The sequence below is a fragment of the Bradyrhizobium sp. P5_C11_2 genome, assembly GCF_054049755.1.
Genome location: NZ_JBFULT010000103.1, coordinates 1 through 15,970 on the forward strand (window position 1 = coordinate 1; position 15,970 = coordinate 15,970).

Below are 15,970 nucleotides of genomic sequence, written 5' to 3' on the forward strand. Positions count from 1 at the left end.
TGGCGCGGTGATAATAGGCAAAGCCGATGCCGCCGCTCTGCGCGACGATGCCGATCCGCTTTGTCGTGGCAATCAGCGGCACCACGCCCGGCTTGACGTCCACGGCGGGGCTGAAGGTCGCCGCGACGCGCTGCACCTGGCTGAAAAAACCTTCGGCATTCGGGCCGGAAATCCGCATGCCCGTGCGCTTGGCCAGCGCCGCGATCGCGTCCTGCACCGCGGCACTGTCGCCGCCTTCCTCGGCAAAGCCGGAGGAAATGATGACGGCGTTCTTCACGCCGGCGACCGCGCATTGCTCGAGTGCGGGCAGCACCGCGCGCGCGGGAATGATGATGACGGCAAGATCGACCGGTGCGCCGATCTCGGCGACCGATTTGTAGCAGGCGAGCCCGTCGATCTTGGCATAGTTCGGGTTCACCGGATAGATTTTGYCGGGATAGTCGTTCTTGCGCAGCATCGACAACAGCCGCCCCRGGATCTTCTCGTGATCGCGCGAGGCCCCGATCAGCGCGATGCTCGCGGGCGCGAAGAAGCTGTCGAGCGGATGCGGCATGTGGGGCGTTCCCTTCTTCGTGGAGCCGTACACTCTCTCAATCCGTCATCCCCGCGCAACGGCGAAGCCGTTGCGCGGGGATGACGGATTGAGATCTACGAAGGCAAGAGTTCAAGCAGCAAGACGGAACGTCACCCCACCCAACAAGAACTCGCTGCCCGCGACCGCGTGGCCCTTTGCCCTCGCCGCATGCAGCACACTGGCCGCATCGGCGACCCGAAACTCAAGCGCGCTCATGATCTCGCTTGCGCCGTTGACGAAGCGAAAGGTGGCGTTAGGCAGCCTCAGCTCGGCATCGCTACTCGGCGCAACGCCGATGATCTTGCCCCAATGCTCCGCCAGCCCCATCGGATCCGGGCTCTGCATCTCCACGGCTGTCAGCGCCTGGGTCACATCCCTGCGGATGAATTTTTGCCAGTCCGGACCCGCCGGTGGATACGGCCCCAGAATGTCGTCGCTGCCGTCGGTATGGTTGAACTCGATGAAGGCGGCGCGGCAGTCGCGGGGATGGAGCTGCACGCCGTGATAGGGCGCGTGGTCGATGACGTTGGCGGTGCGCACGCCCATGGCGTTGGCATTCCGGCCGCGCTCGTCGGGATCGTTGCAGCAGAAGATCGCCATGTAGCCGCCGCGGCCGCCGGTCTTCTCGATGAAGCGGCCGGCCGTGGTGCCGCCCTTGAACGGCGCCACCACCTCCAGCAGAATCGTGTCGACCGGGAGCAGCGCGTTCTCCAGGCCGTATTTGGCGACATTGCCGTCGCGGTAGCAGACCGCGAGGCCCATGATCTCGGCGATGTCGGAGATCACGGGGGCGAGCCGCGGCGCGACCAGGCAGATCTGCCGCAGCCGCATATAGGGCGCCATCGTCATGCGCCCTGGAAGGTCGGCTTGCGCTTCTCGACGAAGGCCTTGGCGGCCTCCTTGTGGTCCTCGGTGTCGCCACAGCGGGTGTGATGGATCGCCTCGCCGTCGAAGCAGTCTTCCAGCGCCAGATGCTCGGCATTGTTGATGTTGCGCTTGATGAAGCCGAGCGCGATCGACGGGCCCTGCGCCAGCGACAGCGCGAGCTCGTGCGCGGCGGCGTCGATCTCGGCGTCCGGCACGACTTTTGTCACCATGCCGATCGCATGGGCCTCCTTCGCGGTGAGCACCGGCGAGGTCAGATAGAGCTCACGTGCCCGCGCGCTGCCGAGCAGCTGGGTGAGGAAATAGGTGCCGCCGTAATCGCCGGAGAAGCCGACCTTGGCGAAGGCGGTGGTGATCTTGCAGGATTCGGAGGCGACGCGCAGGTCGCAGGACAGCGCCATGGAAAGCCCGGCGCCGGCCGCGGCACCATCGAGCTGCGCCACCACGGGCTTCGGCATCTGGTGCAGGATGCGCGAGACCTCCATGCCGCGGCGCAGATTCGCAAGCTTGGTCTCGAACGGCAGCGGCGCGCGGCCCTCCGCCATCGACTTGACGTCGCCGCCGACGCAGAAGGAGCCGCCCGCGCCCTTGAACAGCACCGCGCGCACCTCCGGATCGTCGGCCGCGCGCCGTGCCGCCTCGACCAGCCCCCGCACCATGTCCGGGTTGAGCGCATTCTTGCGCTCCGGCCGGTTCATGGTGATGGTGAGCAGCCCGGCTTCGAGCTTTTGCAGGACCATGTCGTTGCTCATGGGACGTCTCCCTTGTTGTTGTTTGTTTTGTCGTTCCCGGGGCGCGACGTAGTCGCGAACCCGGAATCCATTTCTCAACAGTTACTGCGGCCCGATGGATCCCGGGCTCGCGACTTCGTCGCGCCCCGGGATGACGAGCCCATCCTGTCGTTCCGGGGCGATGCAAAGCATCGAACCATGGTGCGCAATTGCGCACCTGAGAACCTCGAGATCCCGGGTTCTCGCTTCGCGAGCCCCGGGATGACGCTTCGCGTCACTTCTTCACCAGCGGGCAACGCGACTGCTCCAGTGACTGGAACGCCTCGTTGCCGGGCACGGTGGCGAGCAGCTTGTAATCGTCCCAGCGGCCCTTGGACTCCGACGGCTTCTTCACCTCGAACAGGTACATGTCGTGGATCATGCGGCCGTCCTCGCGGATCTTGCCGTCCTTGGCGAAGAAGTCGTTGATCGGGGTCTCCTTCATCACCTTGATCACCGCGGCCGAGTCGGTCGTGCCGGCCGCCTTCACGGCTTTCAGATAATGCGTGACGGAGGAATAGACGCCCGCCTGCGCCGACGTCGGCGGCCGCTTCATGCGCTCGGTGAAGCGCTTCGAGAATGCGCGGGTGTCGTCGTTGAGGTCCCAGTAGAAGGCTTCGGCCAGCAGCAGGCCCTGCGCCGTCTCCAGCCCAATCGAGTCGATGTCGGTGACGAAAGCGAGCAGCGGCGAGATCTTCTGGCCGCCTTTCATGATGCCGAACTCGGYCGACTGCTTGATGGCGTTGACGGTGTCGCCGCCGGCGTTCGCCAGCCCGATCACCTTGGCCTTCGAGGCTTGGGCCTGAAGCAGGAATGACGAAAAATCCGACGTGTTGAGCGGATGGCGGACATTGCCCAGCACCTTGCCGCCGGTCTTCACGACCACATTGCTGGTGTCCTTCTCGAGATCCTGGCCGAAGGCGTAGTCGGCGGTGAGGAAGTACCAGGTGTCGAGGCCCGACTTCACGGCCGCAAGGCCGGTCACATTGGCCTGGCCGAACGTGTCGAACACGTAGTGCACGGTGTAGGGACCGCAGGCCTCGTTGGTGAGGCGGATCGAGCCGGGGCCGTTGAAGATGATGATCTTGTTGCGCGCCTTGGCGATCTCGCCGGCGGCGAGCGCAGTCGCGGAGGCCGCGACGTCATAGATCATCTCGACGCCCTGATTGTCGAGCATGTCACGGGCGATGTTGGCGGAGAGATCGGCCTTGTTGAGATGGTCGGCGGCCAGCACCTGGATCTTGCGTCCCAGCACCTCGCCGCCGAAATCCTCCACCGCCATCTTGGCCGCGGTCTCGCTGCCGGCGCCGGTGATGTCGGCGTACAGGCTCGACATGTCGAGGATGCCGCCGATCTTCAGTGGCGGCTTGTCCTGGGCCTGCACGGCACTTGCGCTCAGGGCGAACGACGCGGCAAAAATGCCCGACAAAATTCTCTTCATTGAAAAAGGCCTCCCTTATCGCGCCGTACTCTGATGGCGGCTTGGTTATTGCTCTTGGTTATAGCTCTTGGCTATCGCGATTGCCGCAATCATGCCGCATGCGCGAGAGCGCAGCAAGCGCGGGTGGCGTGCAGGTCGCGCGATCGTCACGCGTTTTCCGCAAAGCGGAATGGTGGGATGACGCAAGATGCTTCAACATTGCGAGCGCAGCGAAGCAATCCAGACTGTCACCGCGGCGGGATTCTGGATTGCTTCGCTGCGCTCGCAATGACGGAGTGTGAGGAAGCCTCTTCGCGACCCGCTACGCCTGGGTTAAAGCTAGAGCGTAACGCAACCTCTCCGGGCAACGTGACGCGATCCCTCACCTTCATAGTAGTCGCAGCGGCCCTCTTCATCGCAGCTCACGATGTCGCGCTCGCCACACCGTGCCAGTTCGAATCCCAGGGCGAGGGCCGCGTCGCGGCCATCGTCGATGCACGCGGCGTGCGCCTCGACGACGGCCGCGAAATCCGCCTCGCCGGCGTCGAGCCGACCGCAACGACGAAGCAGGCGCTGACGTCGCTTCTCGTCGGCCGCGACGTGACCCTGCGCGGCGCTGACGACACGCCCGACCGTTACGGCCGCCAGGGCGCGTTCATCTTCGTCGGCGAAAGCGACGCCTCCGTGCAGGCCATGTTGCTTGCCCAGGGCGAGGCGATCGTCTCCGCCGAAATCGCGGACAAGGATTGCGCGGCGGCCCTGATGTCGTCGGAAGCCGAGGCGAGGCGCCAAAAAAAGGGCAGCTGGGCTGACCCGTCGGCCATAAAAAACGCGGAAAGTCCGGACGATATTTTGGCCGGGATCGGGCGCTTTTTGGTGGTCGAGGGCAAAGTCCTGTCGGTCCGGCAAGCTGGGGCAGTGACCTACCTCAACTTCGGACGGAACTGGACACGCGGCTTTGCGGTGACTATTTCAAAGCGCACGTTGCCGGCGTTCGAGAACGCCGGATTTACCCTTAAGTCCTTGGAAAATCGTCGTATTCGAGTCCGGGGCTGGGTTGAGGGGACGACGGGGCCGCGTATCGATGTGCGTCTCTTGGGACAGGTTGAATTGCTGGGCGCAAACGAGCCTACTGGGGTAAGGCCTTAAAGGCCGGGCACGGGTTAAGCGACGTGAATGGGGTGCTAGAACAGCACAAAAAGGGCGAAGGACGCCGCCTTCGGGCTGCGCCGGCCGCGCTTTGCCTTTTGCTGGGCGGGCTTCTTGCTGGTTGCGGCGATATGGGCCGGTTCCAGACCACGGCAGCCCCGCCGACCGTCGCGCTCCCAAAACCCAAGCCGGCCGTCGCGCAGACCCCGGCGACCGAAAAGGAGCACGAGCGCATCCTGGCGAGCTATGGCGGGACTTATGACGACCCCAGGCTCGAATCGCTCGTCACCAAAACCGTCGATCGGCTGGTCGCCGCCTCCGACCGCCCCGACCAGGGCTACAGGGTCACCATCCTCAATTCCGGCGCGGTGAACGCCTTCGCGCTGCCGAACGGCCAGCTCTACGTCACGCGCGGGCTTCTTGCGCTTGCGAGCGATACCTCGGAATTGTCCTCCGTGCTCAGCCACGAGATGGCGCATGTGCTGTCCAAGCACGCCGCGATGCGCGAGGACCAGGCGCGCCAGGCCGCGATCGTCACCCGCGTCGTCACCGACATGAGCAACGACCCCGACCTCACCGCGCTCGCGCTCGCCAAGACCAAGCTCACCATGGCGAGCTTTTCGCGCAACCAGGAGTTCGAGGCCGATGGCATCGGCGTCGGCATTTCCGCCAAGGCACATTTCGACCCTTATGGTGCTGCACGGTTCCTTTCGGCGATGGAGCGCAATGCCGAACTGAAGGTCGGCAAGACCTCGCTCGATCCGCGCGCGCAGGACTTCACCTCGTCGCATCCGGCGACCCCGGAGCGCGTCCAGAATGCGCAGACCATCGCGCGGCAGTACGCCGCGCCGGAAGGCGCCGAACGCGATCGCGAGACCTACCTCGCCGCGATCGACAATCTCGTCTATGGCGAAGACCCCAGCGAAGGTTTTGTGCGCGGCCGGCGCTTCCTGCATCCGAAGCTCGGCTTCACCTTCCAGGCGCCGGACAATTTCACGCTCGACAACACGGCGCAGGCCGTGATCGGCGTGCGCGACGGCGGCTCGCAGGCGATGCGCTTCGACGTCGTCCGCGTGCCGTCCGAACAGTCGCTCGGCGATTACCTCAATTCAGGCTGGATGGAAGGCGTCGAGAAGGCCTCCACCGAAGATATCACCATCAACGGCTTTCCGGCTGCGTCCGCCACCGCCAAGGGCGATCAGTGGCAGTTCAAGGTCTATGCGTTGCGCTTCGGCAGCGACGTCTATCGCTTCATCTTCGCTGCGCGGCAGAAGTCGACCGAGAGCGAGCGCAATGCGCGCGAGACCGTCAATTCATTCCGCCGCCTGACGCTCGACGAAATCCAGGCCGCCCGTCCGCTGCGCATCAAGGTCATCACCGTGCAGCCCGGCGACACCGTGGAATCGCTCTCCCACCGGATGGCCGGCGTCGATCACCCCGCCGAGCGTTTCCGCGTGCTGAACGGCCTCGATCGCACCGCGCAGGTGAAGGTGCGGGATCGCGTGAAGGTCGTCGCGGATTGAGGCGCGCTGGCTCCGCAAGCTCCGCCGTCGTCCCGGACAAGCGTAAGCGCAGATCCGGGACCCATAACCACAGGATACCGGAATGGGCACGCTGGTAGCTCCAGCGTGCTTCAACAATGAACAGGCGGGGTAATGGGTCCTGGCTTTCGCCAGGACGACATGCGCGTGAGCTTAACCGCCCGCGTCCATGTCGCCCGCCTCGCGCTGGCCGCTGAGCCAGAGCGCCAGCAGGGTCCAGAACGCGCCGGAGAGCAGATAGGCGCCCGAGGCGATGACGCCCAGATTGGTCGCGAGCAACAGAGCTGCGAGCGGGGCAAAGCCGGCGCCGAACAGCCAGGCCATGTCCGAGGTCAGCGCCGAGGCCGTGTAGCGGTACATCTGCTTGAAGTTCGAGGCGATCGCGCCCGAGGATTGGCCGAAGGAGAGGCCGAGCAGGATGAAGCCGATCACCATGTAGATGGTCTCACCGAACGCGCCGGCGTCGAGCAGTTGCGGAGCAAAACCGCTATAGACCGCGATCGCGATCGCCGAGCCCATCAGCAGCGATTTGCGGCCGACGCGGTCGGCGATGATCCCGGAGGCCACGATCGCGGCGACGCCGAACACGGCGGCGACGATCTCGATGATCAGGAAGCGCACCGGGCTTTCGCGGGTGAACAGGAACACCCAGGACAACGGAAACACCGTGACCATGTGGAACAGCGCGAAGCTTGCCAGCGGCGCGAACGCGCCGAGCATGATGTTGTGGCCTTCGCGGGCGACAGTGTCGGAGATGCGCGATGGCTGCAATTCGCGGGTCTCGAACAGCGACGCGTATTCCTCCGTCGTCACCATGCGCAGGCGGGCGAACAGCGCCACGACGTTGATGGCGAAGGCGACGAAGAACGGATAGCGCCAGCCCCAGTCGAAGAAGTCGTCGGCCGACAGATTGCCGGCGAAATAGGCGAACAGCGCGCTCGCCACGATCAGCCCAAGCGGGGCGCCGAGCTGCGGCACCATCGCGTACCAGCCGCGCTTCGAGGGCGGCGCGTTCAGCGCCAGCAGTGAGGCCATCCCGTCCCAGGCGCCGCCCCAGGCCAGACCCTGCGCGATGCGCGCCAGCGCCAGCAGCCAGATCGCAGAGGCGCCGATGTCGTGATAGCCGGGCAGGAACGCGATCGCGACAGTGGCGGTGCCGAGCAGGAACAGCGCGGCGACCAGCTTGGCCGTCTTGCCGTATTCCCGGTCGACCGTCATGAAGATGACGGTGCCGAGCGGGCGCGCCATGAAGGCCAGCGCGAAAATCGTGAAGGAATAAAGGGTGCCGGTCAGTTCGCTCGCAAACGGGAACACCAGGCGCGGAAACACGATCACCGAAGCGATGGCGTAGACGAAGAAGTCGAAGAATTCCGAGGTGCGGCCGATGATGACGCCGATGGCGATCTCGCCGGGACTGGCCTGGTCGTGGCCATGCTCGCCCGAGTGGAGGTCTGCCATTGCGGGGGTCTGTGCCGTCGCCATTCGTGCGCCCTTAACGTCCTGAAAACCAAAGCCGACCACCCGGCGGGCGCCGGGCAATCTGGTTCTCTCTGGCGCAACATTCCGCACTGCAACATTGGACAAATTGTCCAATGTCCGGATTGCTGCGCCGCAGCTACCCGTTGGCCCCGCAAAGGAAACTCATTCTCATAAGGCTCAGCCCGTGTCTCGTCTCAAGATCCTGGCGCTACTACCTTTGGCCGTAGCGCTCAGTGGCTGCAACTACGTCGTGCTGGCGCCAGCCGGCGACATCGCCGCCCAACAGCGCGACCTCGTCATCATCTCCACCGTCCTGATGCTCCTGATCGTCGTCCCCGTGATGGCGCTGACGGTGCTGTTCGCCTGGCGCTACCGCCAGTCCAACACCGCCGCGCGCTACGAGCCGGACTGGGACCACTCGACCAAGCTCGAGCTGGTGATCTGGTCGGCGCCGCTGCTGATCATCGTTTGCCTGGGCGCGCTGACCTGGATGGGCACGCATCTGCTCGATCCCTATCGCACGCTCGGCCGCATCAACGCGGAGCGCGCCGTCGACCAGTCCAGGGCGCCGCTCGAGGTTGATGTCGTCGCGCTCGACTGGAAGTGGCTCTTCATCTATCCGGACTACGGCATCGCCACCGTCAACGAGCTCGCAGCGCCGGTCGATCGTCCGATCAAATTCCGCATCACCGCGTCCTCGGTGATGAACTCGTTCTACATCCCCGCGCTGGCCGGCCAGATCTACGCCATGCCGGGCATGGAGACCAAGCTCCACGCCGTCGTGAACCATTCCGGCACCTACAAGGGCTTCTCGGCGAACTACAGCGGTGCCGGCTTCTCCGGCATGCACTTCGCCTTCCATGCTCTCGACGACAAGGGGTTTGACGGCTGGGTCGCCGGCGCCAAATCGGCCGGCGGCTCGCTCGGCCGCGGCGAATATCTCCAGCTCGAGAAGCCGAGCCAGAACGAGCCGGTGCGGCGCTACGGCAGCATCGACACCGATCTCTATCGCCTGATCCTCAACATGTGCGTCGAGACCGGCAAGATGTGCCAGAGCGAGATGATGGCCATCGATGCCAAGGGCGGCAACGGCCATGAGGGCCTGAACAACACCCTGCCGCTGGCCTACGACAAGTACGCCCGCCGCGGCACGGCGCTTGGGCCGGAGCCGACCTTCGTCGCCGGCACCTGCACGCCCGAGGCGCCGCAGGGCCAGACCACGGCCGCGATCAAGGCGCCGCTCGACACCGCGCCGCTGCTCGGCGCCGGGCTGAAGCGGCCGACCTTCACGCCGCTCAAGTCTTCGTCCTTCTTCCTCGGACAACGTCCGAAGTCAGACTCCTAAAGAGAGCTCGCATGTCTCCTGATTTTCTCAAGCTCATCTTCGGCCGGCTCACCATCRAATCGCTGCCGCTGCACGAGCCGATCGTCGTCGGCACCTTCGCGGTGGTGGCGACCGGCGGCCTCGTCCTGCTCGCCGGGCTCACCTATTTCCGCCTCTGGGGCTATCTCTGGAGCGAGTGGTTCACCAGCGTCGACCACAAGCGCATCGGCATCATGTACATGATCCTCGGCATCGTGATGCTGCTGCGCGGCTTCGCCGACGCGCTGATGATGCGGTTGCAGCAGGCGCTCGCCTTTGGCGGCTCCGAAGGCTATCTCAACGCCCATCACTACGACCAGGTCTTCACCGCCCACGGCGTCATCATGATCTTCTTCGTGGCGATGCCGCTGGTCACCGGCCTGATGAACTTCGTCGTGCCGCTCCAGATCGGCGCGCGCGACGTGTCGTTCCCGTTCCTGAACAATTTCAGCTTCTGGATGACGGTGGGCGGCGCGGTGCTGGTGATGGCCTCGCTGTTCATCGGTGAATTCGCCCGTACCGGCTGGCTCGCTTATCCGCCGCTGTCGAACATCGGCTACAGTCCCGACGTCGGCGTCGACTATTACATATGGGGTCTCCAGGTCGCGGGCGTCGGAACGACACTGTCCGGCATCAACCTGATCTGCACCATCGTCAAGCTGCGGGCGCCGGGCATGACCATGATGCGGATGCCGGTCTTCACCTGGACCTCGCTCTGCACCAACGTGCTGATCGTCGCCTCCTTCCCGGTGCTGACCGTGGTGCTCGCGCTGCTCTCGCTCGACCGCTATGTCGGCACCAATTTCTTCACGAACGATTTCGGCGGCAGCCCGATGATGTACGTGAACCTGATCTGGATCTGGGGCCATCCCGAGGTCTACATCCTGGTTCTCCCCGCCTTCGGCATCTTCTCGGAAGTGACCTCGACCTTCTCCGGCAAGCGGCTGTTCGGCTACACCTCGATGGTCTACGCCACGGTGGTCATCACCATCCTGTCGTACCTGGTCTGGCTGCACCACTTCTTCACGATGGGATCGGGCGCCAGCGTCAATTCCTTCTTCGGCATCACCACGATGATCATCTCGATCCCGACGGGCGCGAAGATGTTCAACTGGCTGTTCACGATGTATCGCGGCCGCATCCGCTTCGAGCTGCCGATGATGTGGACGATCGCGTTCATGCTGACCTTCGTGCTCGGCGGCATGACCGGCGTGTTGCTCGCGGTGCCGCCGGCCGACTTCGTCCTGCACAACAGCCTGTTCCTGATCGCGCACTTCCACAACGTGATCATCGGCGGCGTCGTGTTCGGCGCGTTTGCCGGCATCGGCTACTGGTTCCCGAAGGCGTTCGGCTTCAAGCTCGATCCGTTCTGGGGCAAGCTGTCGTTCTGGTTCTGGGTCACCGGCTTCTACCTCGCCTTCATGCCGCTCTATGTGCTCGGCCTGATGGGCGTGACCCGGCGGCTTCGCGTGTTCGACGATCCGAGCCTTCAGATCTGGTTCATCATCGCCGGCATCGGCGCGTTCCTGGTCTTCCTCGGCATCCTCAGCATGCTGATGCAGTTCGCCGTCAGCTTCCTCAAGCGCGAGCAGCTCAAGGACGTCACCGGCGATCCCTGGGATGCGCGCACGCTGGAATGGGCGACGTCCTCACCGCCGCCGGCCTACAACTTCGCCTTCACCCCCGTCGTTCACGACAATGACGCGTGGTGGGACATGAAGAAGCGCGGCTACGTCCGTCCGCTGACCGGCTTCAAGCCGATCCACATGCCGAGCAACACCGGCACGGGCATCATCCTCGCCGGCTTTGCCACCGCGATGGGATTCGGCCTGATCTGGTACATGTGGTGGCTGGCGGCCGCGAGCTTCATCGCGATGCTCGCCGTCGCGATCGGTCACACCTTCAACTATCACCGCGACTTCGACATTCCGGCCGACGACGTCATCCGGGCCGAGGACGCACGCACCAAACTGCTCGCCGGAGCCAAGTAAATGACGGTCGCTGTCAATCCTGCCCAAACGGGCGAGCCGCTGTTCTACCTCGCCGACGAGCACCCGCACCCGGAAGGGTACAGCACCTCGCTCGGCTTCTGGATCTATCTGATGAGCGACTGCCTCATCTTTGCGATCCTGTTTGCGACCTTCGGCGTGCTCGGCGGCAACTACGCCGCCGGTCCGGCGCCGAAGGACCTGTTCGACCTGTCGCTGGTCGCGGTCAACACCTCGATGCTGCTGCTGTCGTCGATCACCTACGGCTTTGCCATGCTGACGATGCAGCAGAACAAGATCGCCCAGACCCAGATGTGGCTGGCCATCACCGGCCTGTTCGGCCTCGCCTTCATCGGCATCGAGCTCACCGAGTTCGCCCACATGATCCATGAGGGTGCGACGCCGCAGCGCAGCGCCTTCCTGTCCGCCTTCTTCACGCTGGTCGGCACCCACGGCCTGCACGTCTCCTGCGGCCTGATCTGGCTGGTGACCTTGATGGTGCAGGTCTGGAAGTTCGGCCTGATCGAGGCCAACCGCCGCCGCCTGATGTGCCTGTCGATGTTCTGGCACTTCCTCGACGTGGTCTGGATCGGCGTCTTCACCTTCGTCTATCTCCTGGGAGTTCTGCGATGAACACCGACACCCACGCCGCCCACGCCGACCATCACCACGACGACGGCCACGCCCACGGTTCGCTCTCGACCTATGTGCTCGGCTTCGTGCTCTCGGTCGTCCTCACCGCCATCCCGTTCTGGCTGGTGATGAGCGGCGCGCTGCCCAGCAAGCAGATCACCGCGCTCGTGATCATGGCCTTCGCGGTCGTGCAGATCGTCGTGCACATGATCTACTTCCTGCACATGAACACCAAGTCCGAGAACGGCTGGAGCATGATGGCGCTGATCTTCACCATCGTCATGGTGGTGATCGCGCTGTCCGGTTCGCTGTGGGTGATGAACCACCTCAACAGCAACATGATGCCGATCCACCAGATGACCGGGATGAAGTGAGCGAGACCGGGACCATGACAGCAAGCAAGGGCGCGCGCCGCAAGCCTGCGCGCCCTTCCTTGTGGCTCATCGTCCTCTCGCTCACGGCCATCGCGCTTCTGATCGCTCTCGGCGTCTGGCAGGTCGAACGCCGCGCCTGGAAGCTGGCGCTGATCGACCGCGTCGAGCAGCGCGTCCATGCCGCCGCACGGCCGGTCCCCTCGCCGGCATCGTGGCCGGCGGTCACCGCCGCAAATGACGAATACAGGCACGTCGCCGTCGCCGGCCGCTTCCTGCATGACCGCGAGACGCTGGTTCAGGCCGTCACCGAGGAAGGCCCCGGCTATTGGGTGCTGACGCCGCTTCGGCGCGACGACGGCACGCTGGTCCTGGTCAACCGCGGCTTCGTGCCGTCCGAGCGGCGCGACGCATCGACGCGCCACGACGGCAATCCGCAAGGCCCGGTCGAGATCACCGGCCTGTTGCGGATGACGGAGCCGAAAGGCGGATTCCTCAGGACCAATGTCCCCCAGCACAACCGCTGGTACTCGCGGGATGTCGCCGCGATTGCCGCGGCACGCGGCCTCGACCACGTCGCGCCCTTCTTCATCGATGCCGACGCCGGATCACAATCCGGCAGCGGGCCAATCGGCGGATTGACCGTGATCCGCTTTCCCAATAACCACCTGATCTATGCGCTGACGTGGTTTGCCCTGGCTTTCATGCTGGCCGGTAAACTTTTCGTCACATTCGGCGGCGGGCTGTTCCGCCGCAGGCGCTTCGTCCACGAACCGGCCGGCGATGCTGCCGCGCGCAGGACGGGATCAGATGCTGGAACGATCGTCGAGCCGACCTGACGACGGGAAGACGCTTCCCCACACGCTTGCCCATCGTGGCGAGCTGGCCGTCACGCTGCAATCGCAGGCGGATGCGCGCAGCGAGCTGATCGGCGCTGCGCCGACCGACGACGAAACCAACCGCAAGAACATGGCGCTGCTGATCCAACTGCGCTGGACTGCGGTGGTCGGTCAGATCGTGACCATCGGTGGCGTGCATTTCTGGCTCGGCATTCCGCTGCCGCTGGCGCGCATGGGCGCGGTGATCGGCGCGCTGGTGCTGCTCAATGTCTCGAGCCTGGTCTGGGTGCGCCATCGCGCCGCGATCACCAACAATGAGCTGCTGGTCGCGCTGATGCTCGACGTCGCCGCGCTGACCGCGCAGCTCTACCTCAGCGGCGGCGCCACCAACCCCTTCACCTCGCTGTTCCTGCTCCAGGTGACGCTGGGGGCCGTGCTGCTCAATGCCCGTTCGACCTGGTCGTTGGTCGCCCTGACCTGCGCGAGTTTTGTCTGGCTGACGATCGCGTACCGGCCGCTCGACCTGCCGCCGAATCCATTGGGCGAAAGCTACACCCTCACCGTCGCCGGCATGCTCCTGGGCTTCGTTCTCAACGCGGTGTTGCTGGTCGTGTTCGTCACCCGCATCAATCGAAACCTGCGCGAGCGCGATGCGCATCTGGCGGCGCTGCGCCAGCATGCGGCCGAGCAGGATCACATCGTCCGCATGGGCCTGCTGGCGTCCGGCGCGGCGCATGAGCTCGGCACCCCGCTCGCCTCGCTCTCGGTCATCCTCGGCGACTGGCGCCGCATGCCGGACCTCGCCGCCGATCAGGAGCTCGCCGAGGATCTCGCGGAGATGGAGACCTCGCTGCAGCGCTGCAAATCGATCGTCACGGGCATCCTGGTGTCGGCGGGAGAAGCGCGCGGCGAAGGATCCTCGCCGACCACGGTCACGGCCTTCGTCACCGCGCTGGTCGAGGAGTGGCGCGATGCGCGCTCGGCGCGCACGCTCTATTTCGTCAACACCTTCGGCGAGGACGTCGCGATCGTCTCGGACGTCGCGCTGAAGCAGGTGATCTTCAACGTGCTCGACAATGCCTACGAGGTTTCGCGCGAGTGGGTCGAGCTTCTGGCCGAGCGCGAGGGCGACAATCTCGTGCTGTCGATCAGCGACCGCGGCCCGGGCTTTGCGCCGGAGATGCTGGCGCAGCTCGGAAAGCCCTATCATTCGAGCAAGGGCCGCGCCGGCGGCGGGCTCGGCCTGTTCCTGGTGGTGAACGTGGTGCGCAAGTTAGGGGGCAGCGTGACCGCCGAGAACCACAGGAAGCGCGGCGCCACCGTCCGCCTGACGCTGCCGCTCGCAACGCTCGCGATCGGAGGCAGCTTTGACGCCTGACCGCTCGCTCATCGTCGTCGAGGACGATGCCGGATTCGCGCGCACGCTGAAGCGCTCGTTCGAGCGCCGCGGCTATGAGGTGGTGCTGGCCGGCTCGATCGAGGACGTCCGCAAGGTGCTGGAGGAGCGCTCCTTCGGCTATGCCGTGGTCGATCTCAAGCTCGGCGGCGCCTCGGGCCTTGCCTGCGTCGAGCTGCTGCACACCCACGACGAGGAGATGCTGATCGTGGTGCTGACCGGCTTTGCCAGCATCTCGACCGCGGTCGAGGCCATCAAGCTCGGCGCCTGCCACTATCTGGCAAAGCCCTCCAACACCGACGACATCGAGGCTGCCTTCAACAAGGCCGAGGGCAATGCCGAGGTCGCGCTCGATGTGCGGCCGACATCGATCAAGACGCTGGAATGGGAGCGCATCCACCAGACCCTGATCGAGACGGATTTCAACATCTCGGAAGCGGCGCGCCGGCTCGGAATGCACCGGCGGACCTTGGCGAGGAAGCTGGAAAAGCGGCCGGTGAAATAAACCTAGGCTCTCTCCCCTCGTCGTCCCGGCGAAGGCCGGGACCCATAACCACAGGATTTGGTTTGGCGAAGACTCGTGGTCGCCAGCCCCGCGCTACAACTTCTCCCTGGGGTAATGGGTCCCGGCCTTCGCCGGGACGACACTGCATTTGTTGACCCACCGTCGCGACGTGGCGGACATGGAACGCGAGACGGCACACGCAAAAACAAAAAGCCCGGCCATTCGGCCGGGCTTTTGATCTGTTGCGATGAACGCGAGAGGCGCTTACGCGGCCTCGTCGGCGACCGTGGTGTCGTCGCCATCGGTATCGTCGGCCTCACCCTCGGCATCCGCTTCGCCTTCGGCGGCTTCGGACTTGGCGCCGGTGCGGCGGGGGCTCTTGGCGAGCTGGGCCTCGATCTCCTTGACCGCTTCGGTCTCGGTCGAGTGCTGCACCACCGCGATCTCGCGGGACAGGCGATCGAGCGCCGCTTCATAGAGCTGGCGTTCGCTGTAGGACTGCTCGGGCTGCGACTCGGAGCGGTAGAGATCGCGCACGACTTCCGCGATCGCGACGATGTCGCCCGAATTGATCTTCGCTTCGTATTCCTGGGCGCGGCGCGACCACATGGTGCGCTTGACGCGGGCGCGGCCCTTGAGCGTCTCGAGCGCCTTCTTCACCAGCGCCGGCTCGGAGAGCTTGCGCATGCCGACATTGGCGACCTTCGCGGTCGGCACGCGCAGCGTCATCTTGTCCTTGATGAAGTTGATGACGAACAGCTCGAGCTTGGCACCGGCGATCTCCTGCTCCTCGATGGCCAGGATCTGGCCGACGCCGTGAGCGGGATAGACGACGAATTCGTTGGCCTTGAAGCCCTGGCGCTGGGTCACGACCTTCTTTTCCTCGACCTTCGGCGCGGGCGCAGCCGCCTTCACGGCCGGCTTGGCAGCGACGGGGGCCTTGGTGGGGGCAGCGGCAACGGGCGCCTTCGGAGCAACGGGCTTGGCAGCGGGAGCCTTGGCAGCAGCAGGCTTGGAAACGGTCGCTTTCGCGGCAGTTTTGGCAGTCTTGTTAGGC

General features: G+C 64.9%; 15 protein-coding genes. 9 read left to right on the plus strand and 6 right to left on the minus strand.

Annotated elements, in window-relative coordinates:
- The 4 genes from ACXJL8_RS12945 to ACXJL8_RS12960 form a co-directional block, all read right to left on the minus strand.
- Nucleotides 1–553 (minus strand): CoA-binding protein (locus ACXJL8_RS12945; RefSeq protein WP_456685077.1); only part of this gene is annotated, 553 nt, incomplete at its 3' end.
- A gap of 111 nt (nucleotides 554–664) precedes the next feature.
- Nucleotides 665–1,417 carry a hypothetical protein gene (locus tag ACXJL8_RS12950; protein ID WP_456620087.1) on the minus strand — a complete coding sequence of 251 codons (753 nt, stop codon included), beginning with the start codon at nucleotides 1,415–1,417 and terminating at the stop codon, nucleotides 665–667.
- A 2-nt stretch (nucleotides 1,418–1,419) separates the two neighbouring features.
- The gene (locus ACXJL8_RS12955) at nucleotides 1,420–2,211 is read right to left on the minus strand and encodes an enoyl-CoA hydratase (RefSeq protein WP_456620086.1); all 792 of its coding nucleotides are present in this window, start codon (nucleotides 2,209–2,211) and stop codon (nucleotides 1,420–1,422) included.
- A gap of 253 nt (nucleotides 2,212–2,464) precedes the next feature.
- Nucleotides 2,465–3,670, minus strand: a complete 1,206-nt coding sequence (locus ACXJL8_RS12960) for an ABC transporter substrate-binding protein (RefSeq protein ID WP_456685074.1) — start codon at nucleotides 3,668–3,670, stop codon at nucleotides 2,465–2,467.
- A gap of 267 nt (nucleotides 3,671–3,937) precedes the next feature.
- On the opposite strand from ACXJL8_RS12960, the gene ACXJL8_RS12965 reads away from it, so the two are divergent.
- Both ACXJL8_RS12965 and ACXJL8_RS12970 read left to right on the plus strand, forming a co-directional pair.
- On the plus strand, nucleotides 3,938–4,798 hold the full coding sequence (locus ACXJL8_RS12965; protein ID WP_456685078.1) for a thermonuclease family protein: 861 nt from the start codon (nucleotides 3,938–3,940) through the stop codon (nucleotides 4,796–4,798).
- Nucleotides 4,799–4,929: 131 nt separating this feature from the next.
- Nucleotides 4,930–6,321, plus strand: coding sequence for a M48 family metalloprotease (locus tag ACXJL8_RS12970; protein WP_456620084.1), 1,392 nt, complete (start codon nucleotides 4,930–4,932; stop codon nucleotides 6,319–6,321).
- A gap of 171 nt (nucleotides 6,322–6,492) precedes the next feature.
- Here ACXJL8_RS12970 and ACXJL8_RS12975 read toward each other — a convergent pair whose 3' ends face one another.
- Nucleotides 6,493–7,821, minus strand: coding sequence for an MFS transporter (locus ACXJL8_RS12975; protein WP_456620083.1), 1,329 nt, complete (start codon nucleotides 7,819–7,821; stop codon nucleotides 6,493–6,495).
- A 181-nt stretch (nucleotides 7,822–8,002) separates the two neighbouring features.
- Between ACXJL8_RS12975 and cyoA the strand changes: the two genes are divergently transcribed.
- Genes cyoA through ACXJL8_RS13010 form a run of 7 tightly spaced genes read left to right on the plus strand, consistent with a single transcriptional unit; the run spans nucleotide 8,003 to nucleotide 14,913 of the window.
- Entirely contained in the window at nucleotides 8,003–9,163 is a 1,161-nt protein-coding gene (gene cyoA, locus ACXJL8_RS12980) for a ubiquinol oxidase subunit II (protein ID WP_456620082.1), read from the plus strand.
- 11 nt (nucleotides 9,164–9,174) lie between these two features.
- Nucleotides 9,175–11,172: a cytochrome o ubiquinol oxidase subunit I gene (cyoB, locus tag ACXJL8_RS12985; RefSeq protein WP_456685075.1), complete on the plus strand. Its 1,998-nt coding sequence runs from the start codon at nucleotides 9,175–9,177 to the stop codon at nucleotides 11,170–11,172.
- On the plus strand, nucleotides 11,173–11,802 hold the full coding sequence (cyoC, locus tag ACXJL8_RS12990; protein ID WP_456620080.1) for a cytochrome o ubiquinol oxidase subunit III: 630 nt from the start codon (nucleotides 11,173–11,175) through the stop codon (nucleotides 11,800–11,802). It begins immediately after the preceding gene.
- On the plus strand, nucleotides 11,799–12,176 hold the full coding sequence (cyoD, locus tag ACXJL8_RS12995; protein ID WP_456620079.1) for a cytochrome o ubiquinol oxidase subunit IV: 378 nt from the start codon (nucleotides 11,799–11,801) through the stop codon (nucleotides 12,174–12,176). The genes cyoC and cyoD overlap by 4 nt, the downstream gene beginning before the upstream one ends.
- A 14-nt stretch (nucleotides 12,177–12,190) precedes the next feature.
- Nucleotides 12,191–13,012 carry an SURF1 family protein gene (locus ACXJL8_RS13000; protein ID WP_456620078.1) on the plus strand — a complete coding sequence of 274 codons (822 nt, stop codon included), beginning with the start codon at nucleotides 12,191–12,193 and terminating at the stop codon, nucleotides 13,010–13,012.
- The gene (locus ACXJL8_RS13005) at nucleotides 12,984–14,390 is read left to right on the plus strand and encodes an ATP-binding protein (protein ID WP_456620077.1); all 1,407 of its coding nucleotides are present in this window, start codon (nucleotides 12,984–12,986) and stop codon (nucleotides 14,388–14,390) included. The genes ACXJL8_RS13000 and ACXJL8_RS13005 overlap by 29 nt, the downstream gene beginning before the upstream one ends.
- Nucleotides 14,380–14,913, plus strand: coding sequence for a response regulator transcription factor (locus ACXJL8_RS13010; protein ID WP_456620076.1), 534 nt, complete (start codon nucleotides 14,380–14,382; stop codon nucleotides 14,911–14,913). The genes ACXJL8_RS13005 and ACXJL8_RS13010 overlap by 11 nt, the downstream gene beginning before the upstream one ends.
- A 264-nt stretch (nucleotides 14,914–15,177) precedes the next feature.
- On the opposite strand, the gene ACXJL8_RS13015 is transcribed toward ACXJL8_RS13010, so the two are convergent.
- The coding region (locus tag ACXJL8_RS13015) for a CarD family transcriptional regulator (RefSeq protein WP_456685076.1) at nucleotides 15,178–15,970 on the minus strand (793 nt) is incomplete at its 5' end.

Bases quoted from the DNA above. Each gene is read 5' to 3' on its own strand.
- cyoD (WP_456620079.1), top strand. From the start codon at position 11,799: ATGAACACCGACACCCACGCCGCCCACGCCGACCATCACCACGACGAC.
- ACXJL8_RS12950 (WP_456620087.1), bottom strand. From the start codon at position 1,417: ATGGCGCCCTATATGCGGCTGCGGCAGATCTGCCTGGTCGCGCCGCGG.
- cyoC (WP_456620080.1), top strand. From the start codon at position 11,173: ATGACGGTCGCTGTCAATCCTGCCCAAACGGGCGAGCCGCTGTTCTAC.
- ACXJL8_RS12965 (WP_456685078.1), top strand. From the start codon at position 3,938: ATGACGGAGTGTGAGGAAGCCTCTTCGCGACCCGCTACGCCTGGGTTA.
- ACXJL8_RS13000 (WP_456620078.1), top strand. From the start codon at position 12,191: ATGACAGCAAGCAAGGGCGCGCGCCGCAAGCCTGCGCGCCCTTCCTTG.
- ACXJL8_RS12970 (WP_456620084.1), top strand. From the start codon at position 4,930: ATGGGCCGGTTCCAGACCACGGCAGCCCCGCCGACCGTCGCGCTCCCA.
- ACXJL8_RS12955 (WP_456620086.1), bottom strand. From the start codon at position 2,211: ATGAGCAACGACATGGTCCTGCAAAAGCTCGAAGCCGGGCTGCTCACC.
- ACXJL8_RS12975 (WP_456620083.1), bottom strand. From the start codon at position 7,821: ATGGCGACGGCACAGACCCCCGCAATGGCAGACCTCCACTCGGGCGAG.
- ACXJL8_RS13005 (WP_456620077.1), top strand. From the start codon at position 12,984: ATGCTGGAACGATCGTCGAGCCGACCTGACGACGGGAAGACGCTTCCC.